21 protein-coding genes are annotated in these 21,653 nt (G+C 68.0%); 11 read left to right on the top strand and 10 right to left on the bottom strand.

Annotation, left to right across the window (positions count from 1 at the left end; translation table 11 throughout):
• Position 1 precedes the first annotated feature (1 nt).
• The 5 genes from BSY19_RS15530 to BSY19_RS15510 all read left to right on the top strand — a co-directional run bounded on the left by BSY19_RS15530 (position 2) and on the right by BSY19_RS15510 (position 5,478).
• On the top strand, positions 2 to 886 hold the full coding sequence (locus BSY19_RS15530; RefSeq protein ID WP_069054934.1) for an AAA family ATPase: 885 nt from the start codon (positions 2 to 4) through the stop codon (positions 884 to 886).
• 112 nt (positions 887 to 998) lie between these two features.
• On the top strand, positions 999 to 2,111 hold the full coding sequence (locus tag BSY19_RS15525) for a vWA domain-containing protein (RefSeq protein ID WP_069054933.1): 1,113 nt from the start codon (positions 999 to 1,001) through the stop codon (positions 2,109 to 2,111).
• Positions 2,108 to 2,992, top strand: coding sequence for an amidohydrolase family protein (locus BSY19_RS15520; protein ID WP_069054932.1), 885 nt, complete (start codon positions 2,108 to 2,110; stop codon positions 2,990 to 2,992). The genes BSY19_RS15525 and BSY19_RS15520 overlap by 4 nt, the downstream gene beginning before the upstream one ends.
• A 12-nt stretch (positions 2,993 to 3,004) precedes the next feature.
• A complete protein-coding gene (locus BSY19_RS15515) occupies positions 3,005 to 3,853 on the top strand; it encodes an MBL fold metallo-hydrolase (RefSeq protein WP_069054931.1) in 849 nt (282 codons plus the stop codon).
• A gap of 11 nt (positions 3,854 to 3,864) precedes the next feature.
• A complete protein-coding gene (locus BSY19_RS15510; RefSeq protein ID WP_069054930.1) occupies positions 3,865 to 5,478 on the top strand; it encodes an isochorismatase family protein in 1,614 nt (537 codons plus the stop codon).
• Between the two features lie 181 nt (positions 5,479 to 5,659).
• On the opposite strand, the gene BSY19_RS15505 is transcribed toward BSY19_RS15510, so the two are convergent.
• From BSY19_RS15505 to BSY19_RS15470, 8 genes are all read right to left on the bottom strand, one after another.
• Positions 5,660 to 6,355, bottom strand: coding sequence for an SDR family NAD(P)-dependent oxidoreductase (locus BSY19_RS15505; RefSeq protein WP_335622301.1), 696 nt, complete (start codon positions 6,353 to 6,355; stop codon positions 5,660 to 5,662).
• Between the two features lie 8 nt (positions 6,356 to 6,363).
• Positions 6,364 to 7,689 (bottom strand): NAD(P)/FAD-dependent oxidoreductase, encoded by a 1,326-nt coding sequence (locus BSY19_RS15500; RefSeq protein ID WP_069054929.1) that lies wholly within the window; start codon positions 7,687 to 7,689, stop codon positions 6,364 to 6,366.
• Positions 7,682 to 8,446: an amino acid ABC transporter ATP-binding protein gene (locus BSY19_RS15495; protein WP_069054928.1), complete on the bottom strand. Its 765-nt coding sequence runs from the start codon at positions 8,444 to 8,446 to the stop codon at positions 7,682 to 7,684. Before BSY19_RS15495 ends, BSY19_RS15500 begins: the two co-directional genes overlap by 8 nt.
• Positions 8,443 to 9,942, bottom strand: a complete 1,500-nt coding sequence (gene argH, locus BSY19_RS15490) for an argininosuccinate lyase (protein WP_069054927.1) — start codon at positions 9,940 to 9,942, stop codon at positions 8,443 to 8,445. The genes BSY19_RS15495 and argH overlap by 4 nt, the downstream gene beginning before the upstream one ends.
• A gap of 38 nt (positions 9,943 to 9,980) precedes the next feature.
• The gene (locus tag BSY19_RS15485; RefSeq protein ID WP_069054926.1) at positions 9,981 to 10,697 is read right to left on the bottom strand and encodes an amino acid ABC transporter permease; all 717 of its coding nucleotides are present in this window, start codon (positions 10,695 to 10,697) and stop codon (positions 9,981 to 9,983) included.
• A 10-nt stretch (positions 10,698 to 10,707) separates the two neighbouring features.
• Entirely contained in the window at positions 10,708 to 11,370 is a 663-nt protein-coding gene (locus BSY19_RS15480) for an amino acid ABC transporter permease (RefSeq protein ID WP_069054925.1), read from the bottom strand.
• 72 nt (positions 11,371 to 11,442) lie between these two features.
• Positions 11,443 to 12,282 (bottom strand): transporter substrate-binding domain-containing protein, encoded by an 840-nt coding sequence (locus tag BSY19_RS15475; RefSeq protein ID WP_069054924.1) that lies wholly within the window; start codon positions 12,280 to 12,282, stop codon positions 11,443 to 11,445.
• A complete protein-coding gene (locus BSY19_RS15470; RefSeq protein ID WP_069054923.1) occupies positions 12,279 to 13,409 on the bottom strand; it encodes a PLP-dependent lyase/thiolase in 1,131 nt (376 codons plus the stop codon). The genes BSY19_RS15475 and BSY19_RS15470 overlap by 4 nt, the downstream gene beginning before the upstream one ends.
• 160 nt (positions 13,410 to 13,569) lie before the next feature.
• Between BSY19_RS15470 and BSY19_RS15465 the strand changes: the two genes are divergently transcribed.
• Complete coding sequence (locus tag BSY19_RS15465; protein ID WP_069054922.1) at positions 13,570 to 14,499, top strand: LysR substrate-binding domain-containing protein; 930 nt, start codon at positions 13,570 to 13,572, stop codon at positions 14,497 to 14,499.
• 112 nt (positions 14,500 to 14,611) lie between these two features.
• On the opposite strand, the gene BSY19_RS15460 is transcribed toward BSY19_RS15465, so the two are convergent.
• A complete protein-coding gene (locus BSY19_RS15460) occupies positions 14,612 to 16,015 on the bottom strand; it encodes an NAD(P)H-dependent oxidoreductase (RefSeq protein WP_083247635.1) in 1,404 nt (467 codons plus the stop codon).
• Positions 16,016 to 16,055: 40 nt separating this feature from the next.
• Positions 16,056 to 16,727, bottom strand: a complete 672-nt coding sequence (locus tag BSY19_RS15455; protein WP_069054921.1) for a cyclase family protein — start codon at positions 16,725 to 16,727, stop codon at positions 16,056 to 16,058.
• 140 nt (positions 16,728 to 16,867) lie between these two features.
• Between BSY19_RS15455 and BSY19_RS15450 the strand changes: the two genes are divergently transcribed.
• From BSY19_RS15450 to BSY19_RS15430, 5 genes are all read left to right on the top strand, one after another.
• Positions 16,868 to 17,626, top strand: a complete 759-nt coding sequence (locus BSY19_RS15450; protein WP_083247634.1) for a GntR family transcriptional regulator — start codon at positions 16,868 to 16,870, stop codon at positions 17,624 to 17,626.
• 126 nt (positions 17,627 to 17,752) lie between these two features.
• Positions 17,753 to 18,781, top strand: a complete 1,029-nt coding sequence (locus tag BSY19_RS15445) for a TRAP transporter substrate-binding protein (RefSeq protein WP_069054920.1) — start codon at positions 17,753 to 17,755, stop codon at positions 18,779 to 18,781.
• Between the two features lie 17 nt (positions 18,782 to 18,798).
• Positions 18,799 to 20,097: a TRAP transporter large permease gene (locus BSY19_RS15440; protein WP_069054919.1), complete on the top strand. Its 1,299-nt coding sequence runs from the start codon at positions 18,799 to 18,801 to the stop codon at positions 20,095 to 20,097.
• Complete coding sequence (locus BSY19_RS15435) at positions 20,094 to 20,600, top strand: TRAP transporter small permease (RefSeq protein WP_069054918.1); 507 nt, start codon at positions 20,094 to 20,096, stop codon at positions 20,598 to 20,600. Before BSY19_RS15440 ends, BSY19_RS15435 begins: the two co-directional genes overlap by 4 nt.
• Positions 20,601 to 20,627: 27 nt before the next feature.
• Positions 20,628 to 21,398, top strand: coding sequence for an SDR family NAD(P)-dependent oxidoreductase (locus tag BSY19_RS15430; RefSeq protein ID WP_069054917.1), 771 nt, complete (start codon positions 20,628 to 20,630; stop codon positions 21,396 to 21,398).
• The last annotated feature ends 255 nt before the right edge of the window (positions 21,399 to 21,653 follow it).

The raw sequence follows: 21,653 nt of genomic DNA, 5'->3' as shown, positions 1-21,653 counted from the left end.
CATGGCGCTGAGGACAACCGTCGCCGGCATCTCGAGCCCCGAGGACCTCGCCCGGGCCCTGACGGGCGCGATGTATCTCGCCGATGACGGCATCGCCACCGCCGGCTATCTCGCGCTGGCGCTCGGCAAGCCGCTGCTGCTCGAGGGCGCGCCCGGCGTCGGCAAGACCGAAGCCGCCAAGGCGATCGCCGGCATCCTGGGGCGCCAGTTGATCCGGCTGCAATGCTTCGAGGGCATCGACGCGTCGGCTGCGCTCTACGAGTGGAACTATCCGCGCCAGATGCTGGCCATCAGGCAAGCCCGCGAAGGGGAAACGCTCGACATCTACCGCGACGATTTCCTGATCGAGCGGCCGATGCTGACGGCGCTGCGGCGGCCGGAGTCGACCGTGCTGTTGATCGACGAAATCGATCGGTCGGACCATGAATTCGAGGCCTTCCTGCTCGAATTCCTCTCCGATTTCTCGATCTCGATCCCCGAGCGCGGCACCTTGCGCGCCGCCGAGCGGCCGGTCGTGGTGCTGACCTCGAACCGGACGCGGGAGCTGCACGAGGCGCTGCGGCGCCGCTGCGTCTACCACTACATCGCCTATCCCGAGCCCGAGCGGGAGGCGCAGATCATCATGATGCGCTCCTCGGCCGTCGCCGAGGGCACAGCACGTGCCGTCGTCCATGCCATCGGGCTTTTGCGCCAGGAGCCGCTGGCCAAGCCACCGGGCGTGGCCGAGGCCGTCGACTGGGCCGAGGCCGCCACCGCGCTCGCCCGGGCCGGCGCGCCCTGGCCGGAGGCCTTCCGCCGGTCGCTGGGCGCCGCGATCAAGGACGAGGAGGATTTCGTCCATCTGCGCCCCCGCCTGCCACTGATCATTCCGGGGCTGGCGGCATGAGCATCCAATCGTCATTGCGAGCGCAGCGAAGCAATCCAGAAGCGGCCGCGCTCGACGCCCCCCTGGATTGCTTCGTCGCTGGCGCTCCTCGCAATGACGGCTGGGGCGCCTCATGATCGCCCCCCTCCCCGCCGCCGCACGCCTCTTCGTCGCCTTCCCGACGCTCCTGCGCGGCCATGGCTTCTCGGTCGCGCCCGAGCAGACGACGAGCTTCCTGATGGCGGTCGAGCTGCTCGGGCCCCGCAGCATCGAGCACATCCGCAAGGCGGCGGTCGCGACGCTCGCGCCCCATCCCGAGCAACGCGCGCTGTTCGACGCGCTGTTCGACCTGCATTTCCTCGGCGCCATCGCGGAACCCGGCGACGAGGATTTCGCGCCCGACGAGGAGATGGCGGTGCAGGAGGATTCCGGCTCGCGCGAAATCCTGATCGGCGAGGAGGTCAACGAGACCGGTCAGGCCGCAACGGGGGCGGAGGCCTTGTCGGTCCGGGCGCTCAAGCCGCTCGATGAGAGCGAGACCCTGCGGCGCTTCGCCCGGGCGCTGCCGACCGCCCTGCCCCGCCGCCGCGGCTACCGCCATCGCGGTGCCCGGCGGGGCGGAAGCGTCGATCTCGCCCGAAGCCTGCGCGCCGCGATCCGGCATGACGGCGAGGTGATGAGCCTGAAGAAGCTCAGGCGCGTCACGCGCCCCCGGCCGATCCTGCTGCTGATCGACGTCTCCGGCTCGATGAAGCAGCGCAGTGACGCCAATCTCGCTTTGGCGCATGCGATCGTGCAGGCGACACCGCGCGTCGAGGTCTTCACCTTCGGCACGCGGCTGACGCGGGTGACGCGGGCGCTGCGCCGCCGGCGCCGCGAGCAGGCGCTTGCCGAGGCGGCGGGCCTCGTCGCCGACTGGGATGGTGGCACCCGCATCGGCGATGCGCTGCAGGCCTTCCTCGCCGTGCCGCGCTTCGCGTCCTATGCGCGCGGGGCTGTCGTCGTCGTGCTGTCGGACGGGCTGGAGCGCGGCGACCCGGCCGCGCTCGTGTTGGCGGTGGCGCGGCTGGCGGCCCGCGCCCATCGCATCGACTGGCTGACGCCGCTCGCCGCCGATCCCGGCTACCGGCCCGAGACCGAGGCGCTGCGCCTGATCGCGCCTGCGCTCGCCAGCCTCGGCCATGGCGGCAGCACGGCGCGGATCTGCCGGCACATCCTCTCGCTCGGAGGCTCGGCCGCAGCATGACCGGTATCGTCGACTCGCATTTCCATATCTGGCGCCAGGCCGATCTGCCCTGGCTGCTGGGCCCGATGCAGCCGCGCATCTTCGGCCCCTATGAGCCGATCCGGCGTGACTATCCGGTTGCGGAGTACCTCGCGGATTGTCGCCCCCGCGGGGTGACGCAAGCCGTCTATGTCCAGGCGAACTGGGCGCCGGCGCGTCATCTCGACGAGGTCGCCTTCGTGTCGCAGGCCTCCGACGACGCCGGCTTCCCGATCGCCATCGTCGCCTATGCCGACATGCTCGCAGACGACGTCCGGCCGCAACTCGATGCGCTGGCGCGGAACCCGCGGGTGCGCGGCGTGCGGATGCAGCTGCACTGGCATGACAACCCGCTCTATCGCTTCGCCAGCGGCGCCGATCTCTGCCGCGACCCGCGCTTGCAGGCGAGTGTCGGCCGGCTGGCGGATTACGGCTTCAGCTTCGACCTGCAGGTCTTCGCCCCGCAGATGGAAGGCGCGGCCGAACTCGCCGCCGCCTGCCCGCAGGTGACCTTCGTGCTCCAGCATGCCGGCATGCTCGAGGATGTCTCGCCAGACGGCGTGGCGCAGTGGCGCGACGGCATGGCTGCCCTCGCCGCCCGGCCGAACATCGTCAGCAAGCTCTCGGGACTCGGCACATTCCAGCGCCGCAACGATCCCGCGCAGATCGCCTTCGTCGTCGCGGACACGCTTGCGCTGTTCGGCGCGGAGCGCTGCCTGTTCGGCTCCAACTTCCCGATCGAGAAGCTCTGGACGAGCTATCCCGAGCTGATCGGCGCCCATCGCGCCGCCGTGCCTGAAGGCGCGGCGGACGCTGTCTTCAGCCACACCGCGCGGCGGGTCTACCGCCTCGCCCAGCCCTGACGGAGAACCTCCATGGCGCTCGAAATCAAGATCCTCGACTATGGCGACATCGAGCTGGAATCGAGCTTCCTGGTGCTCGGCCGCGACTGCGGCCGCACGCGGCGCGTGCCGACCTATGGCTTCCTGATCCTCGGCGGCCCCTGGCCGGTGGTGGTCGACACGGGCTACCGCCACAACCAGATCATGGAGACGCTCGGCATGCGCGGGCTCCAGTTCCACGAGAACATGATCGAGAACCAGCTCGCCAAATACGGCGTGCGGATGGGCGATGTGCGCTACGTGATGCACACCCATCTCCATATCGATCATGCCGGGAAGGACGAGCTCTTCCCGATGAACACGACGGTGATCGTCAACCGGCGCGAACTGGAATACTCGGTCTCGGGCCTGATGCATCCGCAATATCCGGCGCCCGACATCAAGCACCTGATCGACCGGCTGCACACGCGCGATGCGCTGCGCTTCGAGGATCTGGAGCTGTCGGGAATGATCGAGCTCTTCCCCGGCTGCTATCTCGAGGCCGCCGGCGCCCATACCGAGGGCTCGATGAATGTCCATGTCGACACGATCGAGGGGCGCGCCATCATCTGCGGCGACGTGATCTACGATTTCAACGACCAGATCGTCACGCCCTTCCACGAGATCAGCGCCAACGAGCCGCGCACCACCGGCAATCACGGCGTCTCCAAGCGCGAGGAAAAGGCGGCCATCAAGAAGCTGCTCTCGACGGGCAAATTCCTGCTGCCGGTCCACGACAAGCCGGCCAAGATCGCACACGGTCAGGTCGTCGGCCGGATGGACATGGCGGTTCCCGGCCCGGTCGTGCAGTCGCTGCCGCCGCGCCACTGGTTTGCGGCGTAAGGCCTGCCGCCATGACCACGCACGTCGCCGTCCGCCCGGCCTTCGCCGACCTCGTCGATCTCTGGGCGCCGGTGCGCCAGCTCGGCACCGGCTTCGAATTCTGCGAAGGGCCGGTCTGGCATCCGCGCGATCAGCATCTGCTGTTCTCCGACATGCCTGGCGACGTCCGCCGTCGCTGGGACAAGGCTGGCGTGCGCGAGGTCAGGCGGCCGGCGAACAAATGCAACGGCATGACCTATGATGCCGACCTCAACCTGATCGTCTGCGAGCACGCGACCTCGTCGCTGATCCGCGAGCGGCCGGACGGCCGGCGCGAGGTGCTGGCCTCGCATTTCGAGGGGCAGGAACTCAACAGCCCCAACGACGTCGTGGTGAAGTCCGACGGGTCGATCTACTTCTCCGATCCCTGGTATGGCCGCATGCCCGTCTTCGGCGTCGAGCGGCCCCGGCAGCTCGGCTTTCAGGGGGTGTATCGGATTCCGCCCGGCGGCGGCGAGCCGCAGCTCCTGGTCGACCGCTATCTCTTCGACCAGCCCAACGGCCTGTGCTTCTGCCCGACGGAAGACCGGCTCTTCGTCAACGACACTGTCCAGCACAACATCCGCGTCTTCCCGATCCTGCCCGACGGGCGGCTCGGACCGGGGCGCATCTTCGCCTCCGGCATCGTCTCGGCCAGCGAGCCAGGCGTGCCCGACGGCATGAAGTGCGACGCGCAGGGCAACCTCTGGGTCTGCGGACCCGGCGGCGTCTGGGTCTACACCATCAAGGGCGAGCTGATCGGCACGCTGCGCGTGCCGGAACTGGTCGGCAACCTGAGCTGGGGCGGGCCGGACTGGCGCACGCTGTTCCTGACCGCGACGCATTCGCTCTATGCCGTCGAGACGAAGGTCGGCCCGCGGATGGAGCCCTATATGAAGGCCGGTGGCGGGCCGAGCGGCCGCAGTTCCCAGGCCGAGCCGGTCTCGGGCGTCAAGCCCGCCGCGACCGTCGCCGCCAGCGGCGCGAAGAAGGCCGCGGCCGGCTACCGGCTCGACCCGGCGCGTTGCGCACTGATCATCCAGGACATGCAGAACGACGTCGTGATGGAGGGCGGCGCCTTCGCGTCGTCCGGTTCGCCGGAGCATTGCCGGCAGCAGAACGCGATCGGCAATGCGGCCCGTCTGGCGCAGGCGGCGCGTGCCCGCGGCATCCCGGTGATCCATGTCTGGTTCGTGGTCGAGCCCGGCGCGCCGGGCGTCACCATGAACGCACCACTGTTCGAGGGGCTGGCGGACGCCAAGGCGCTGGTGCGCGGGACCTGGGGCTGCGCGCCCGTGCCGGGGCTCGAGGCGCAGGCCGGCGACCATGTCGTCGAGAAGTGCCGCATGAGCGCCTGGGAGGGGACGAGGCTGGAGACCGTGCTCAAGGCGCTGGGCCGCGACGTCGTCATCGTCACCGGCGCCTGGACCAACATGTCGATCGAGCACACGGCGCGCAGCGGCGCCGACAAGGGCTATTTCATGCTGGTGCCGGAGGATGCCTGCTCGACCATGAACGCCGAATGGCACGCGGCCTCGGTCAATTACGCGCTGCAGAATGTCTGCGTGGTCACGGATGTCGATGCCGTCGTTGCCGCGATGGCGTGACCGTGCCTGGCGATGATCGCGAGGCGTGCCGAAACCGCGGCGGCGGCCGCCTGGGCGAGGGCCGATCGAGCGTCGGACGGGAGATCCCGTCCGGGCCGGCTCGGCCGGAGGTGCCGGCGCGGTGCTGCTGGTTGCGCGCCGCGCCGACGCGGGGTCACGGACGAAGCGAATTCGGCGCGGGCTAGAACATCGCCTCATAGGCGCAGTTGACGGCCAGTTCGGAGATCGAGGCCGTGTTCGGCAGTTGGACGATCAGGGCGACGAGCCTTGCCAGATCCTCGGGGCGCGTCATCTCCTCCTGCGGCACCGGCGCCTGCGCCGTCATGTCGGTCGCGACATAGCCCGGACAGAGCGCGAGCGAGCGCACGCCATCGGCGAAGGCCGCCTGCCGCACCGCATGCGACAGCGCCACCATCGCGAACTTGCTCATCTGGTAGCCGGCATTGCCGTTGCGCACGCGCTTGCCGGAGAGGGAGGCGACATTGACCACCCGGCCCTGCCCGCTCGCCCGCAGAAGCGGCAACGCGGCCTGGATCAACCGGAACGGCGCCTTGAGATTGACCGCGAGCATCGCGTCGAGGTCCTCCTCGGTACCGTCCGCCAGCGAGACGTTGCGCAGGATGCCGGCCGCGTTGACGAGGATGTCGATGCGGCCGAAGTGCGCCATCGTCGCCTCGACCCAGGCTCGTTCGGAGCCGGGATCGGTCGCCTGGTAGGCGAAGCTCATCATCCCGGCCGGTGCGAACCCCTCTCCGGGCGCCAAGGCGGAATCGCGGATGGCGAGGCTGAGCGCGATGCCCTGACGCCCCAGCTCCTCCGCGATCGCCCGCCCGATCCCGCGGCTGGCTCCGGAGATCATCGCGACTTTCGTCATCATCCCGCCCCTCACAGCCGGGCCATGCGGCGATCGATCGCGTCCTGGAGGTGATACCAGCCGCTGACGATCGGCAGGAACCAGGGCCGCCCGTCATAGAAGGGCACGGGAATCTCGGGAAAGGCCGGGCTGTCGAAGGCGCTCGGCTGGTTCTGGTGCCCGAGCAGCTTCAGGGCCGACTGGTGCCCGAGATAGGTCATCAGCGCGACGCCGTTGCCATTGCAGCCTAGAGCGAAGTCGATGCCGTCGCGGCGGCCCATATGGGCGATCTTGTCGGCGGTCATGCCGACCTTGCCGCTCCAGCAATGGGTCACCCGGTAGCCGGCGAGTTGCGGCCAGACCTTCAGCATCATCGCGTGAAGGCGCGGCGCAGCCTCCCGCTCCGGCAGATCGAACAGGCCCGGCCGGCAGCCGAACAGCACGCGCGTCCCGTCCGGCGAGGGGCGCGAATAGACCAGCTCGCGCTTGGAGTCGGTGATCATGCGGCGGCCGGGGTTGATCTGCGCCATCAGCTCCGGCGGCAGCGGCTCGGTCGCGATCTGGTAGCTGCGCACGCCGACGATGCGCTTGCGCAGATCGGGATTGCCCTGGCCGGTGTAGCCATTGGTGCCGAAGAAGACGTTTCGCGCCCGGATCGTACCACGGCCGGTCTCGACGCTGTGGAAACCGTTCGTGAGCGGCCCGACTTTCAGCACCGGCGCATGCGAGCGCAACCTCGCCCCGCTCTCGGTGGCGAGGCGCCGCAGCGCGCGGTGATACTTGCCCGGATGCAGGCCGCCATACTCGTCGATGACGATGCCGCCATGGTAGAAATCCGTCTGGGTGACCTCGTGCTGGCGCGATTTCGGGATCTCGTGAACCGTCACGCCCGTGTGCCTGGCGAGGAGTTCGCCATGCCGCCGCAGGCGGTCGTAATGGCGCGGGACATGCGCCCCGAAGTAGCGCCCGAAGACGCCGAGATCGGCATCGAGCTGCTTCTCGGCGATCAGCGTCCTCAGATGCTCATAGGACGAGATCGAATCCGCCAGCAGCCGCTCCATCCGCGCCGCATCGACGCCCTTGACCGCGCCGCCGATGACGAGCTTCTGGCCGCTGGAGACCATGCCGCCCGAGCGCGTCGAGGCGCCGGCGCCGAGTTCCTCGGCATCGACGACGGTGACGTCGACGCCGTTGCGCGCCAGTTCCGCCGCCGCCGACAGCCCGCAATAGCCCGAGCCCACCACCAGAACGTCGGTTGTCTCCGGCAGCGCCTCGCGGGCCGTCGCCGGGGGCGCGGCATCCCACCAATAGGGATCGGTGGTGAAATTCGGCGCCAGAACGGCGGTTTCGTCAGGCATGATCGGCCGCTCCGAAGGATCTGATATTGGACAGGAAGGCGCGCGTGCGCTCGTGCCGGGGGGCCGCGAAGAAGGGCCCCGGCGGGCCCTGCTCGACGATCTGTCCGTCGGCCATGAAGACGACGCGGTCGGCGACCTCGCGCGCGAAGCCCATCTCATGCGTGACGACCACCATGGTCGTGCCCTCCCGGGCGAGAGCGCGCATGACGTCGAGGACGCCGGTGATCGTCTCCGGGTCGAGCGCCGAGGTCGGCTCGTCGAACAGGATGGCTTTGGGCTGCATGGCCAGGGCGCGCACGATGGCGACACGCTGCTGCTGCCCGCCCGACAGCGCGGAGGGGTAATCGTCCGCCTTGTGGGCGAGGCCGACCTTGGCCAGCAGCGCCCGCGCCTGCGCTTCGGCCTCGGCCCGCGGGAGCTTGTGCCGGCGCTGCGGCGTCAGGGTCATGTTGCGCAGGACCGTGAGATGCGGAAACAGCGCATAATCCTGGAAGACCATGCCGATCTCGGTCCGAAGCACCTGCCAGGCGCTCTCCTTGTGGATGTCGACCGCCTTGCCGGCCACCGTCAGGCTGCCCTCGTCGGGCCGGACGAGCCCGTTGATGCAGCGGATCAGCGTGCTCTTGCCCGAACCGCTGGGGCCGATCAGCACGAGCACGCTGCCGGGCGCGACGTCGAGATCGATGCCGCGCAGCGCCTGGTGGCTGCCGAAGCGCTTGCCGATCCCGCGCAGGCTGATCAGGGGCTCTGCGCTCATGCGGCGAGCTCGGCCAGATCGCGCTTCAGCGTCTCGCGCGCCTTCTGGAGGCGGCCGCGCTTGTCGGCCAGCGCGGCGTGCCGCGCTTCCAGCCGGGCCTGCGCGGCTTCGACCGAGCGGGCCACGGCCTCGGGAGCCGGTCCGCCCGGCAGGGTGCGGCTGGCGACACTGGCCGTGGGATCGAGGCTGCGCCGGACGAGATCGGCATCGAGCCCGATCGCCCGGCCGAGCTGGTCGCGGGCGGCATCATCGACCATCTGCGTGGTGATGCCGTCGGCGGCGAGCCCGGCATCCATCGCCGCGCGCACAACGGCGCCGACGATGTGATGGGCCTCGCGGAAGGAGAGATCGGCGTCCCGGACCAGGACGTCGGCGAGATCGGTGGCCGAGGCGAAATCCTCCGTCACACGGCGCTTCATCAGGGCGGCGTTGGGCCGCCCCGTCGCAATGATCAGATCGAACAGCGAGAGGCAGCGCAGCACCTCCTCGCCCGCCTCCCAGACGCCGCGCATGCCCTCGCGGTTGGCGTCGATCGTGTTGGTGAAATGCGTGCCCTTCACCGCCGTCGCCGAGGCGACGTAGAGGCCCAGCAGATGCCCCGCCTTGCCCTTGAGATGTTCGAGAACGACGGGGTTCTTCTTCTGAGGCATGATGCTGGAGGTGCCGGTGACGCGGTCGGGGAACTCGACCGTCTGGAACTCGTGTGAGACCAGCACATGATAGTCCTGCGCGACGCGGCTCCAGCCGATCGCGATCTGCGAGAGACCGTTCAGGATCTCCAGGCCGAAATCGCGCGTCGCCACCGCATCGAGCGTGTTCTCGACGAGGCCATCGAAGCCGAGCGAGGTCGCGATCGCGTGGCGGTCGATGGCGAAGGTCGTGCCGGCCAGCGCGCCGGCGCCGAGCGGGCTGATATTCGTGCGAGCCCAGGCATCGGAGAGGCGGCCGAAATCGCGCTCCAGCGATTGCGCGACGCCCGCCAGGAAGAAGCCATAGGTCACCGGCTGCGCCGGCTGGAGATGGGTGTAACCCGGCATCACCGCCTCGCGGAAGCGGAAGGCGCCGTCGAGCGCGTGCTCCTCGACGGAGAGCAGCGCCTGGCTGGCATCGAGCAGCAGGTCGCGTGCCCGCATGCGGTCGAGCCCGGCGCTGAGATCGTTGCGGCTGCGGGCGATGTGCATGCGGCCGCCGGCATCGGTGCCGATCAGCTTGATGAGATGGGCCTCGTAGTTGAAGTAGGAATCCTCCCGCTGCGGGTCGAGTTCGACGACGTCGGGGCCCTCCGCCTCCATCCGCAGCAGGCCTCCTGCCAGCGCCTTGGCCGCCTGCGGCGAGATCAGCCCGCAGCGCGCGAGCATGAGCACATGGGCCTGGTTGAGGTCGCTCATATGCCCGAAGACGCTCTTGAAATCGCGGGCGAGGCGCGGCGCATAGATGTGATCGCAGACCTCCTCGGCGACCTTTTCGGTCAGGCGACGGCTGACTTTGGATTCCATGGCGAGGTCCTTCGGGAGGCGAGGAATGCAGTCGGGGGTCAGGGAAGCTGGGTGACGGGCTGCTCGACGACCGGCGTGCCCGGCGCCACGCGGCTCCGGTCGGCCTTCAGGCGTCGTTCGAGCCAGCGGCCGAACCAGCTCAGCGTCGAGCAGATGACGAAGTAGATCAGCAGCACCGCGCCATAGACGGTGAAGGCGGGATTCCAGCCCTCCATCATCGTGGTGCGCTCGACGATGATCTGGCCGACCTTGAAGAACTCGGTCACCCCCACGAGCGCGCCCAGCGACGTCGCCTGCACGAGCAGTGTCAGCAGGCCGACGAAGGGCGGCAGGATCGAGCGCAGCGCCTGCGGGCCGGCGATGAAGAGGTAGACCTCCCAGCCTTTCAGGCCGAGCGCGGCCGCGCTCTGCCACTGGTGCCGGGGCACGGCGTTGAATCCGGCCCGGACGATCTCGGTGCCGTTGGCGCTGCCCCAGAGCGAAAGACCGACCGTGACCGCGGCGAAGGGCGACAGCTCGAGGCCGAAGAGCGGCGCGACGAAGAACACGAAGAAGATGTTCACGATCAGGGGGATGTCGCGGAACAGCTCGACATAGACCTTCACCGCGATCCGAAGCCAGGCGAAGCGCAAGGTCGCCAGCGTGCCCAGCACGAAGGCGATGAGGGTCGAGAAGAACAGCGTCGCCAGCGCCAGCGACAGCGTCATGGCGATGCCCTGGAGGATGAAGGGCAGGTTCTTGATCAGGAGGTCCATCGCCCCGCCCTCAGGTCCGGAACGGGGTGTTCAGCCGGTATTCGAGCCGGCTGGCGAAGAAGGACAGCGTGAGGACGAGCGCGAGATAGATCACGCAGATCGCCGCGAACATCTCGACCGTGCGGAAGTCCATCGAGATCCGGTCGATCGCGACGAAGGTCAGCTCGGCGAGCCCGATCGCCTGGAGATAGGAGGAGTTCTTGAGAAGCGAGATCGATGTGTTGAGCATCGACGGCAGCCCGACGCGGACCGCCATCGGCGCGGCGATCAGCCGGAAGAAGCGCCAGGGCGAGAGACCGAGCGAAAAGGCCGCCTCGCGCAACCCCTTGCCGACCGTCTCGAGCCCGCCGCGAATGTTCTCGATCTGGTAGGCACCGGCCCAGAGCGTCAGGCTCAGGACCCCCGACCAGAACAGGGACAGCTTCAGGCCGAGCCCCGGCAAGCCGTAGAAGATGAAGAAGAGCTGGGCGAGCAGCGGCGTGTTGCGGATGAATTCCACATAGGCCACGACGATCTTGTCGAGCACCGGCACCTGCAGGACGCGAATGGCCGCGCCGCAGAGCCCCACCGCGATGGACAGCCCGATGGACAGGGCACTGACCTGAATGGTCAGCCACAGGCCGCGCATCAGCGCCGGCCGCTGGGCCGCCAGGTAAGCGAGGTCGAATTCCATGGTCGCGCCGGCCCCTGGCCCGAGGGAGGAGCCGGAGGCGGTCTTCCGCCTCCGGCCGACGAAGGACGCGGATCAGCGCGCGGTTGGCTTCGGCTTGGTGAAGGCGTCGGTGTAGAAGGGGCGGATGTCAGCCGGAATCCACTTCTCGACCCATTTCGCGTAGAGGCCTTCGGCCTTCATCCGGTCGAGCGCGGCATCGACATAGGCGAGCCAGGCCGCCTCGTTCTTGCGCACGCCGACGGCTGCATCCGACACCGCGAAGGGCTCGCCGACGAGGCGCAGCGACGGATCCTTCGACGCGATCACGATCAGCGTCGCGGCATCATGGGTATAGGCGTCGCCGCGGCCCTGCTTGAGCGACTGAAGGGCGTCCGAGGCCGTGTTGAGCCTGAGATTGTCGACCTTCGGCATGGTGTCCTCGAACCATTTCGCCTGGGTCGACCCCTTCAGCATGATGACGATCTTGCCGGCGACGTCGTCCAGCTTCTTGATCGGGCTGTCCTTGGCCACGAGGATGTCGGAGCCACCCCAGCGATAGGGCTTGGAGAAATCCACGACGCGGGCACGCTCGGGGGTCACACCGAGCGTTGCGATCAGCAGATCGACCTTCTTGCCGTTGAGCTGCGGGATGCGGTTCTCGGCGGTGACGCAGGTGAGCTCGATCTTGTCAGCCGAGCCGAACGCCCAGGTCGCGATCTGGATCGCCATGTCGGTCTCGACCCCGGCGAACTTGCCGGTCTCGTCCTTGTAGCCATAGGGCGGCTGGTCGCAGCGCACGCCGGCCTTGAGAAGGCCGGCGGACTTGATCGCTTCGGGGAGCGGAGGCAGGCTCTGGGCCTCGGCATGAAAGGCAAAGCCGAGGCCGGCGAGCGCCGACAGGGCGATGCGGCCCGCTGAGATGGTCTTGGTCATCCGTTGTCCCTCTGTTGGACCGATGTTTCGGTTCTCGGTGGCAGAAAGCCGGACATTGCCGGCGGCGCGGCGGCGTGAGGCCGCTCGTTGGTGTGGGGCCATGTGGCCGGATCGTGGGCGCCAGGATCGCGGAGACCGGACCCGGTCAGCACCAGGGTGACGTGTCGACCGGCGAGACATCCATCGCGGGCCATCTCCTCCACGGCGGCCAGTGCCGCGGCGGCGGAAAGCTCGGCGTGAAGACCGCAGGCTGCCAGCGCCGCCTGCGCCCGGCGTGCGGCCTTGTCGTCGACGGGAACCGCGAGCCCGCCGGTCGCACGCAGGGCGGCGAGCGCCTGGAAGGTCACGGTCTCGCCCGCGATCGAAACCTGAGCGGTGCGCCCGTCGAAACGCGAGCGATAATCCTCACCAGCCATCACGCGGGCGAGCCTGGGAAAGGGCTCGACGGCGATCAACCGGGGCATGACACCGCCGATCTCCTCGAAACCCAGACGGAGGCCGGAGAGAAGGTCGCCGCGCGAACTCGGGACCATGATGAGGTCCGGCTGCGCGGGACCGGCGAGTTCGGCCGCGAGCGTCTTGTAGCCGTCGATCCCGAACGGATCCGTGCCGATCGCGGGCAGACGGTAATTGCTGGCGGCGAAGGCGCCTTCGGTGACGCGGCGCGCCAGATGCTCCCAGCGCGCCAGGCTGTCAGGCGCCTCGACCAGTCGCGCGCCATGGGCCGCCATGGCGCGGCGATAGGATGGGACGAGGGAAGCCGTGACGGCGATCTCGGCGGGGAGCCCGGCCCGGGCCGCATAAGCCGCGATCGACAGGCCACCATTGCCGCTCGACGCGGCCACGACCAGCGGAGCATCGCAAGACATGGCGCGGGCGATGAGCCGGGCGCTCATCCGGTCCTTGTGCGAGCCGGTCGGATTGCACCATTCGAGCTTGGCCGTCAGCCGGCCGAGCTGCATCATCTGCGCCAGGGCCGGCAGCTCGACGCTGGGTGTCGCGCCCTCCTCGAGTGCCAGCGCCGCCGGCAGGCGGATACACCTGCCCTCGCTGACATAGGTCAGCTTCAGGTTGGACGCGTGGCCCTCGCTGGCACAGCGCGGGCACCCGGCGGCATACGTCTCCACAGGCCAGGCGGCGTCACAGCGCAGACAGATCATCCCGCTGGGGACAGTCGTCGCTGCGGTGGGGGGCGCGCTGGACATGGACAAAAGTATTGCGACCACCCGCCATCTGGTCAAATCTCAGTTTTTGAGCCTGCTATTCACTGGTGATATGAGCTCCCCGATGAATCTCCGCCATGTCGACGCCTTCCGGACCATCATGCTGCGGGGTTCGATGACGGCTGCGGCGCAGGAGTTGCGCACCTCCCAGCCCAGCATCAGCCGGCTCATCGCGGAACTGGAAACCGAGATCGACCTGAGGCTGTTCGAGCGCAAGGCGGGCCGGTTGCGCCCAACGCCGGATGGACTCGCCTTCTACCGGGAGGTCGAGCGCAGCTTCACCGGCCTCGAGAACCTGGCCTCGGCCGCGCGTGACATCCGCGCCTTCGGCACGGGCCGGCTGCGCATCGCCGCCATGCCGGTGATGGCGCTGGGTTTCATCCCGCGCTGCATCCGCCGTTTCAAGGAGCGCTTTCCGCGCGCCATCATCTCGCTTCAGATGGGCAATGACGGCACAGTGACACGCTGGATGTCCTCGTCCTATTGCGACATCGGCTTCGTCGCCAACGTCATCGACATTCCGCAGGTCGAGCATCAGCCGCTCTACGTCGTGCCCGGTGTCTGCGCGCTGCCACCGTCGCATCGACTGGCCTCGCGCGAGGCCGTCCATGCGAGGGATCTCGACGGCGAGGCGTTCATCTCGCTCTCGCTGGAGGACGGCGCGCGGGCCCGTGTCGACCGGGTCTTCGAGGATGCCGGCATCCGCCGCCAGATGACGTTGGAGACGCCCTTCAGCGCCGCGATCTGCGCCCTGGTCGAGCAGGGCCTCGGCCTGGGACTCGTCAACCCGATCGCGGCGGACGACTACCGGCATACCGAGATCGTCTTCAGGCCCTTCCGCCCGCAGGTGATGTTCCACGGCCATGCGATGTTCCCCAGCCGCAATCGCGAGGATCCGCTCGTCGCGGGCTTCCTGTCGGTGGTCCGGGAGGAACTCGCCGGCTATCAGCCCAAGCCGGCCGAGGATCGCAGGCCCAGGGGCATGGCGCGATAACGGGAGTTGGCGCCCTCCGCGCGCGGCAGAGGTGACCTGGTCAGCACCTCTCGCAGCGCGCATCAGGTCCCCTTGGCAGCGGCTGCGCCCCCGAGCGTGCAGCCTGCATGGCCTAGACGTCCACCATGTCCGAGGCGAAATGCGCGTCCTGCTCGCGGCGCAGCGCGAGCAGGACACCGTCTGGCGGAAGCTCAACGTCGGCGCCGGTGAGGATCGCGCCGCGTGCGACCGGCCGCACGATCCTGGCGTTCGTGGCGAGATAGTATGGAACCGCCTGATGCGGCCCCAGCGGCCGCGCGGGGACGAGCAGCGGATCGAGGCCGTCGATGACGTGACGCGCGCCCATCGCCAGCGTCTCGCCGACGGCCATGTCGCGATTGGTGCGGGCGACCAGATCGACGCGCGGCCGGACGTCCCCACCGCCGGTCGAGGCGCCCAGAAGCGCCGCCGACAACGCCGACATCGGCGCCTCTGCGCCGAGCAGGTGCACCGGGTTGTGCAGCAGGACATAGCGGCCGTCGGACGAGGCGGGCATCCCTTTGGCAGCGAAGAGCCGGCCGCTCTGCAGGTCGGGCGCCTCGACGATGACGAAGACGCCACCGGCGAAACTCAGTTCATCGGGACGGCGCAGGCAGTTGAACATGTCGATGCGCCCTGCCCCCGACAATAGCCCCCCCTCGGAGGCCGGCCTGAACAGACTCGGGAGTTCGATCGTGCGGGCGATCGGGGCGTGAAGTTCGGGACGGTCCGGCATGAAGCCGGTGTGGTTCGCGACGATGCCCATCTCACAGAGATCCGGCACGGTCGTCCGGGGAAATGGGAGGCTGGCGCGCGCCGCCAGCAGCGCCTGCGCTTGGCTGTGCCGGTCGCCGAAGGCAGTCCTGAAATCCGGAGCGTCGACCGCGCGCTCCCAGGCCGTGACGGTTCCGGCCTCGTCATCCCAGACGAAATCCGACTCGCTCGACTTGCCAGCGGCCACCACGGGAAGCCCCAGTGTCCGCGCCCATCCGATCAGCCCGATCAGGAGGCTGGGCTGATCGCCGTCGACCGGCGTGTGAACGACGCCCTGGCGCCGCGCCAATTCGGCCAGGATCGGGCCGATGACGACCTCGGTCTCCTTGGTGACCATCACGACGTGACGCCGATTTCGGATCGCCGCCAGCGCCGTCCGGGCCGCGCCCTCGGGGTCGCCGGTTGCCTCGACGACGACGTCGATCGGCAACCGCGCCATCATCTCGGCATCGGCGACGAGCGCCACCTGCCCGCGCTCGATGGCTGCAAGCGCCTCGCCCTCGCTGTCGCACCGCGCCAGATCACCATCGCAGAAACCGCCGGTCAGGGCCGCCGTCCTGGCACGGCCGAGATCGCGGTCGCAGATGGCCCGTGTCGCGAAATGCGGGGTACGGCGGGCCTGCGCGATGAAGCAGGCGCCGAACTCGCCGGCACCGACCAGACCCGCCGACACGGTCATCACCGTGTTCTGGCGCCTGAGCCGCAGGATTTCTTCGAGGTTCATGGCGGGATCTTGCGCTGGGGGTGGTCGTGGGTGGGCCGGCTCAGACGCCGAGGCCCTCGATGGCGTAGATGCGGGCGGGCGCACCGTCGGCATCCGGAATCAGCAGCGGGGCGGCCGAGAACAGATTGCGCGGCGCGCTGAGCCGGCTCGTGTTGACGACATACTCGATCAGCGTGACGCCGTGACTGAGCAGCACGTCGTGGGTGACGTGCTCGGGCTTGGGGACCTGCTTGCCGTCGAGCAGCAGCCGGATGGGAAAATCCTGCGGAAAATCGAAGGCGACGGCGGTTGGCCTTCGCGCGGCCAGCCACTGCGCCGCCTCGCGCGTCAGCCAGGGAGCCTGCGTCCAGAAGGTCCTGTCGCGGTAGTCGCGCCGGTCGGCCCAATGCGCCGCCAGAAGCAGGATCTCGCCATCGGGGCCACCGGGATCGGCGGCCGCGAGATGTTCGGCCTCGATCGGGGCGTTGTCAGGCCGTCCGCTGAGGTCGAGCACGCGGCACGGCCCGACCACGTTCGACAACGTCGTCGCCTCGATCGTCGGCGCCCCGGCAACGAAGTGCGCGGCGGCATCCACATGCGAGAAGCCGTGGCACGGCGTATTCAGCCGTGACACTCGGAACTGATCGCCCGCCGCGATATCTCCTTTGACGGTGAGCTCTGCTGGCCAACGGAAATGAGGCTCGATCGGCATGGACAGGTCGATGATCTGCATGGCGCACCCTGCTGACGCGACGGGCAAGGGTCGCGGAGTGTGAGCTGTCGCGTGCCCAGCGGCCACGACGTCAGCGAAGCACAATCTTGCATGCAAGAATTTTTAGCCGTCAAGTAGCGCTGGACTAGCAGGAACGGACGATGGTCAACCCGAACGAGACGACACCGCTGGCGGCGCTGCTCGCCCAGATGCCGTTGACGGACACGGACCGACGCAAGGGGCGTCTGCACGGAAGCACCGTTAAGCAGCTGCGCAGCCTCATCGTGACGGGCGTCCTCGCCCCAGGGACGCGCCTCAACGAACGTGAGCTCTGCGAGCAGCTCAACGTCTCGCGCACGCCCGTCCGCGAGGCCATCAAGACGCTGATCCAGGACGGATTGCTGCGCGCCCTGCCGAACCAGTCACCCGTCGTGACCGAGCTCGATCTCGTCGAGATCGCGGCCTTGATCGACGTCGTCACCGCCATCGAGGGGTTGGCGGGCGAACTCGCCGCGGCTCACGCGACCGAAGAGGCCGTCGCCGAGATAGGCCTGCTCCATTACCGGATGATGCTGCATCACACGCGCGACGAGCTCCCAGGCTATTTCGAGGCCAACAAGGCTTTCCATCGCAAGATCGTCGAGCTTTCGCGCAACCCGATCCTGATCTGGGTGTGGGAGCTCCTGGCGCTGCGCGTCGATCGCGCACGCTACTCCTCCAATCTCTGGCCGACGCGCTGGAAGACGGCGATCCAAGAGCATCAGCAGATCCTCGATGCGCTGTCGGCGCGCGACCCAGCCCGGACGGGCCAAGCCCTGAAGGATCATGTCCGCAACGGGCTGTCGGGGCTTGTGGCCGCGCTGCAGGACCGACACTCCCGGCGCGACGGGGTTGCGCGGTCCGCGCCTCGAAGCGATTGACGCCTCAAATCTTGCATGCAAGATTTCCTGCGATCCCGCAGAGGATCGGCGGCACGCGCGCTCACCACGCACCTGACCGTCACACAAGGCGCCGCATTCGTGCAGCGAAGGGACAGGGAGGACGTCATGACTTCACGCCAGGAAACCGCCTCGCGCGGTCTGACACGCCGGAGCGCGCTGGGCGCGACCGCAGCCTTCGCCGTCACACTGCCAGCCATCCGCCCGGCCCGCGCCGCCGTCGAGCTGCGGCTCACGCACCCCGCGGATCTCAGCCATCCGGTCCATCTCGAGGCCGAGGCGATGGTGAAGCGGATCAGCGAACGGACCAATGGCGAGGTGAAGATCACGATCTTCCCCAACAACGCGCTCGGATCACCGGTCGAGGCGGCACAGCAAACGAGGCTCGGCGCCATCGACATGATGCTGCTCAACCCGGCGAACATCGAGGCGCTGTCGAAGACGATCGGGGTGATCAACATCCCCTACCAGTTCGACAGCTACGAGCATGCCCACAAGACGCTCGATGTGACCGCCCGTGACTGGATTTCTGACCAGCTCAAAGCCGCCGGATTCGCCTGGATCGCCAATTTCGAGTGGGGGTTCCGGGCATTGACCAACAGTCGCCGGCCCATCAATCAGCCTGCCGACGTCCAGGGCCTGAAGATCCGGGTGCCTCCCGAGCTCGCGATCAAGGCGGCGTTCGAAGCTCTCGGGGCTTCGACCCAGACCATCGCTTTCCAAGAGGTCTATCTCGCCCTCGCCAACAAGGTCGTCGATGGCCAGGACAACCCGGTGGGCACGACCTTCGCCGCGAAATTCTTCGAGGCGCAGAAGCATCTGGCGCTGACCCGGCACATCTACGCCTCGATCATGTTCTGCGCCAACCCGCGGACCTGGACGACGAAGCTCAACGAGGCCCAGCGCAAGATCGTCCAAGAGGAAGGCACGACGGCCGGCATGGCGGCGCGCAAGGGCGTTCGCGACAACGAGGAAGCCAACCTCGCAGCGATGCAGAAGGCCGGCGTCGAGATCACGCGACCTGACGTTGGCCCCTTCCGCGACAAGATGGGACCGGCCTACGACCAGTTGCGCAAGGCCCTGGGCGAAGAGACCTGGGCTGCCTGGGCCAAGCTGGTCGCCTCTGCGCGCGCCTGACGCGCGCAGAGACCCGCATGCTCATCACGGCTGTCCTCGTCTCGGTCTGCTTCGTCATCCTGATCGGCATCCCGATCGCGGTCGCGCTCGGGCTGGTCGCGATCGTGCTGATGGTTGTGAGCGTCGGCCCGGACCTGCTGGTCGTCTTCATCCAGCGCACCTATGCCGGCACGACTTCGTTTCCCCTGCTGGCGATCCCGTTCTTCGTGCTCGCCGGCAACCTGATGAATGTCGGCGGCACGACCGAGCGCATCTTCCAGGTGGCACAGCTCTGCGTCGGCCGGATTCGCGGCGGGCTCGCGCATGTCAACGTCATCGGCTCGGTCATCTTCGCCGGCATGTCGGGCTCGGCCGTTGCCGATGCCGCCGGAATGGGCGTGATCGAGCACCGTGCCATGACCAAGGCCGGATACACCGGACGCTTCGCTGCGACGATCACGGCCGTTTCCTCGACGATCGGGCCCATCATTCCGCCGAGCATTCCCTTCGTCATCTATGGCAGCCTGGCCAATGTCTCCGTGGGGGCGCTGTTCCTGGCTGGCATCATCCCCGGCCTGCTGATGGCTGCGGCCCTGATGGCCGTGATCATGCTGGTCGCCAAACGCATGAACCTGCCTCGCGGCGATGCGCTGCCGCCGCTGCGCGAAGCCGCCGCGATTGTCTCCAAGGCAGGGCCTGCCCTCCTGCTGCCCCCGACGATCCTCCTGGTGATCCTCACCGGCATCGCCACGCCGACGGAGGCGGCGGTGGTGGCGGCGGCCTATGCCTTCGTGCTGGGCCGCTTCGTCTATCGCGAGCTCGGCTGGGCGGCGACGGTGGACGTGCTCTGGGACACCGCCCGTCAGACCGCACAGGTCATGTTCATCATCGCGCTGGCGGCCCCCTTCGGCTGGGTTCTGATCCAGCAGCAGATCCCCAACGCGATCCTCAATGCCCTCCTGGGGATGTCGTCTGAGCCTTGGGCGATCCTCCTGATCATCAACGCCGTGCTGCTCCTGCTGGGCATGTTCATCGAGGGCATCGCCATCATGATCATCGCCTATCCGGTCCTGCTTCCGATCATCCTGAAAATCGGGGTCGACCCGGTGCATTTCGGCGTGATCCTGGTGCTGAACATCATGATCGGCTTGGTGACGCCCCCCGTCGGCCTTTGCCTCTACGTGGTTGCCGGCATCGCCAAGATCTCGATCGCCGAGATCACACGCGAGATTTGGCCCTATGTGCTGGCCCTGATCGGCGTGCTGATGCTGATCACCTTCGTGCCTGCGATCTCGCTGTGGCTGCCGAACCTGCTCGGCTACGGAGTGACGCGATGATGGCTGTGCTGAGGGGCATCGACCGGATCATCTTCCTCAGCTGCAAATACGGCGCGCTGGCCTGCTTCATCGGTCTGTTCGCCCTGCTCGGCCTCGCCATCATTCTCAGGCTCGTGCCGCTCTTCACGATTCCCGGCTACGACGAGATCGTCGAATTTCTCTTCATCTGGCTGGTCATGCTCACCTCGCTTGCCCTCTGGCGCGAAGGTTCGCTTTACCGCGTCGTCATCTTCGAGGATCTGCTGCCGGCGGCTGGGCGCAAAGTCCTCGAGATCGTCATCAACCTCGCCATGCTCGCCTTTGCATCGACGCTCGCGATCTACGGCTTCGCCTTCATGCAGATGTCGGGTGAGACGACGCCCTTCCTGCGCCTCGACAAGGCATGGTGGTACGCCGCGATCCCACTCTGTGCGGGATTGATGGCGCTCTACAGTCTGGTCTGGCTCTGGCGCGTAATCCGCGGCGAGGCCGCTCTCGAACCGGCCGGTACCTTGATCGGCTGACGACGCATACTCTGACAGGACGACGACATGGCACGCTTGGACGGCAAGGTCGCGATCATCACCGGCGGCGCGGGCGGCATCGGGGCGGCCACGGCCGAACTCTTCGTCGCCGAGGGAGCGGCCGTCGTGCTGGTCGACATCGACGCCTCCGCCCTGAAGGACGTGTCAGAGGCGATCCGCACGAGGGTCCCTGCCGCCCGCGTGCTGGACCTGGAGATCGATGTCGGACAGGAGGCCTCGGCCGCCGCGATCGTCGAGAGAACACTGGCGGCGTTCGGCAAGATCGACATTCTCGTCAACAACGCAGGCATCCGCGCCTATGAGCCGCTCGACGCGGCCAAGGCCGAGACGTGGTCGAAAATCCTGTCGGTCAACCTGCTGAGCTATGCCTACCTCGCCCGCGAGGCGCTGCCGTCACTGCGGTCGTCCCAGAAGGGCGCTATCGTCAATGTTTCGTCGACGCATGCGTTCAACCCCCGCGGGGGCATGGGACAGTATGACGTTGCCAAAGCCGGCATCATCTCGATGACGAAGACGCTCGCCTTCGAGGAGGCCGATCGCGGCGTGCGCGTCAACGCCGTCTGTCCCGGCCTGACGCTGACGCCGTTCCATGTCCGCCGCTTCGCGCCGGAGGGGAAAACCGAGCAGGACCTCCGAACCGAAAGAACCGACCACAATATCCAGCGCCGCTGGGCCGATCCGCGCGAGGTCGCGTGGCCAATCCTGTGGCTGGCGTCGGACGAGGCCTCGTTCATGACGGCCTCCGTCATCATGGCCGACGGCGGGACGCGGGTCTGACCGCCATGGTCTGCGAGCCAGCGGGCTCGACCTGGCATCACCGCGCAATCTGACGTCAGGGAGCCCTGAGGGGCCACCGGCGGCTGCCCCTGTCTCGAAGAGCAAGCCCGGTCTCGACTGGCGAGTCGTTGGCGCCGCCGACATGCTGCGCCGTGAAGGCCGCGCAACGCTTTGAAAGAACGATCCGGGAGCGAAAGCGTCGTGAGCCCACTCAGGACAGTGTGACGGCTCAAGGGCGATGCCATCTCAGCATCG

This window comes from Bosea sp. RAC05, from assembly GCF_001713455.1.
In the GTDB taxonomy this organism is placed as follows: domain Bacteria; phylum Pseudomonadota; class Alphaproteobacteria; order Rhizobiales; family Beijerinckiaceae; genus Allobosea.
The sequence above is the reverse complement of the archived record's forward strand: the minus strand, read 5'-3'. Positions and strand labels throughout refer to the sequence as shown.

Excerpts from the sequence above, each read along its gene's own strand:
- BSY19_RS15530 (WP_069054934.1), top strand. The coding sequence starts at position 2 with ATGGCGCTGAGGACAACCGTCGCCGGCATCTCGAGCCCCGAGGACCTC.
- BSY19_RS15525 (WP_069054933.1), top strand. The coding sequence starts at position 999 with ATGATCGCCCCCCTCCCCGCCGCCGCACGCCTCTTCGTCGCCTTCCCG.
- BSY19_RS15520 (WP_069054932.1), top strand. The coding sequence starts at position 2,108 with ATGACCGGTATCGTCGACTCGCATTTCCATATCTGGCGCCAGGCCGAT.
- BSY19_RS15515 (WP_069054931.1), top strand. The coding sequence starts at position 3,005 with ATGGCGCTCGAAATCAAGATCCTCGACTATGGCGACATCGAGCTGGAA.
- BSY19_RS15510 (WP_069054930.1), top strand. The coding sequence starts at position 3,865 with ATGACCACGCACGTCGCCGTCCGCCCGGCCTTCGCCGACCTCGTCGAT.
- BSY19_RS15505 (WP_335622301.1), bottom strand. The coding sequence starts at position 6,355 with ATGATGACGAAAGTCGCGATGATCTCCGGAGCCAGCCGCGGGATCGGG.
- BSY19_RS15500 (WP_069054929.1), bottom strand. The coding sequence starts at position 7,689 with ATGCCTGACGAAACCGCCGTTCTGGCGCCGAATTTCACCACCGATCCC.
- BSY19_RS15495 (WP_069054928.1), bottom strand. The coding sequence starts at position 8,446 with ATGAGCGCAGAGCCCCTGATCAGCCTGCGCGGGATCGGCAAGCGCTTC.
- argH (WP_069054927.1), bottom strand. The coding sequence starts at position 9,942 with ATGGAATCCAAAGTCAGCCGTCGCCTGACCGAAAAGGTCGCCGAGGAG.
- BSY19_RS15485 (WP_069054926.1), bottom strand. The coding sequence starts at position 10,697 with ATGGACCTCCTGATCAAGAACCTGCCCTTCATCCTCCAGGGCATCGCC.
- BSY19_RS15480 (WP_069054925.1), bottom strand. The coding sequence starts at position 11,370 with ATGGAATTCGACCTCGCTTACCTGGCGGCCCAGCGGCCGGCGCTGATG.
- BSY19_RS15475 (WP_069054924.1), bottom strand. The coding sequence starts at position 12,282 with ATGACCAAGACCATCTCAGCGGGCCGCATCGCCCTGTCGGCGCTCGCC.
- BSY19_RS15465 (WP_069054922.1), top strand. The coding sequence starts at position 13,570 with ATGAATCTCCGCCATGTCGACGCCTTCCGGACCATCATGCTGCGGGGT.
- BSY19_RS15460 (WP_083247635.1), bottom strand. The coding sequence starts at position 16,015 with ATGAACCTCGAAGAAATCCTGCGGCTCAGGCGCCAGAACACGGTGATG.
- BSY19_RS15455 (WP_069054921.1), bottom strand. The coding sequence starts at position 16,727 with ATGCAGATCATCGACCTGTCCATGCCGATCGAGCCTCATTTCCGTTGG.
- BSY19_RS15450 (WP_083247634.1), top strand. The coding sequence starts at position 16,868 with ATGGTCAACCCGAACGAGACGACACCGCTGGCGGCGCTGCTCGCCCAG.
- BSY19_RS15445 (WP_069054920.1), top strand. The coding sequence starts at position 17,753 with ATGACTTCACGCCAGGAAACCGCCTCGCGCGGTCTGACACGCCGGAGC.
- BSY19_RS15440 (WP_069054919.1), top strand. The coding sequence starts at position 18,799 with ATGCTCATCACGGCTGTCCTCGTCTCGGTCTGCTTCGTCATCCTGATC.
- BSY19_RS15435 (WP_069054918.1), top strand. The coding sequence starts at position 20,094 with ATGATGGCTGTGCTGAGGGGCATCGACCGGATCATCTTCCTCAGCTGC.
- BSY19_RS15430 (WP_069054917.1), top strand. The coding sequence starts at position 20,628 with ATGGCACGCTTGGACGGCAAGGTCGCGATCATCACCGGCGGCGCGGGC.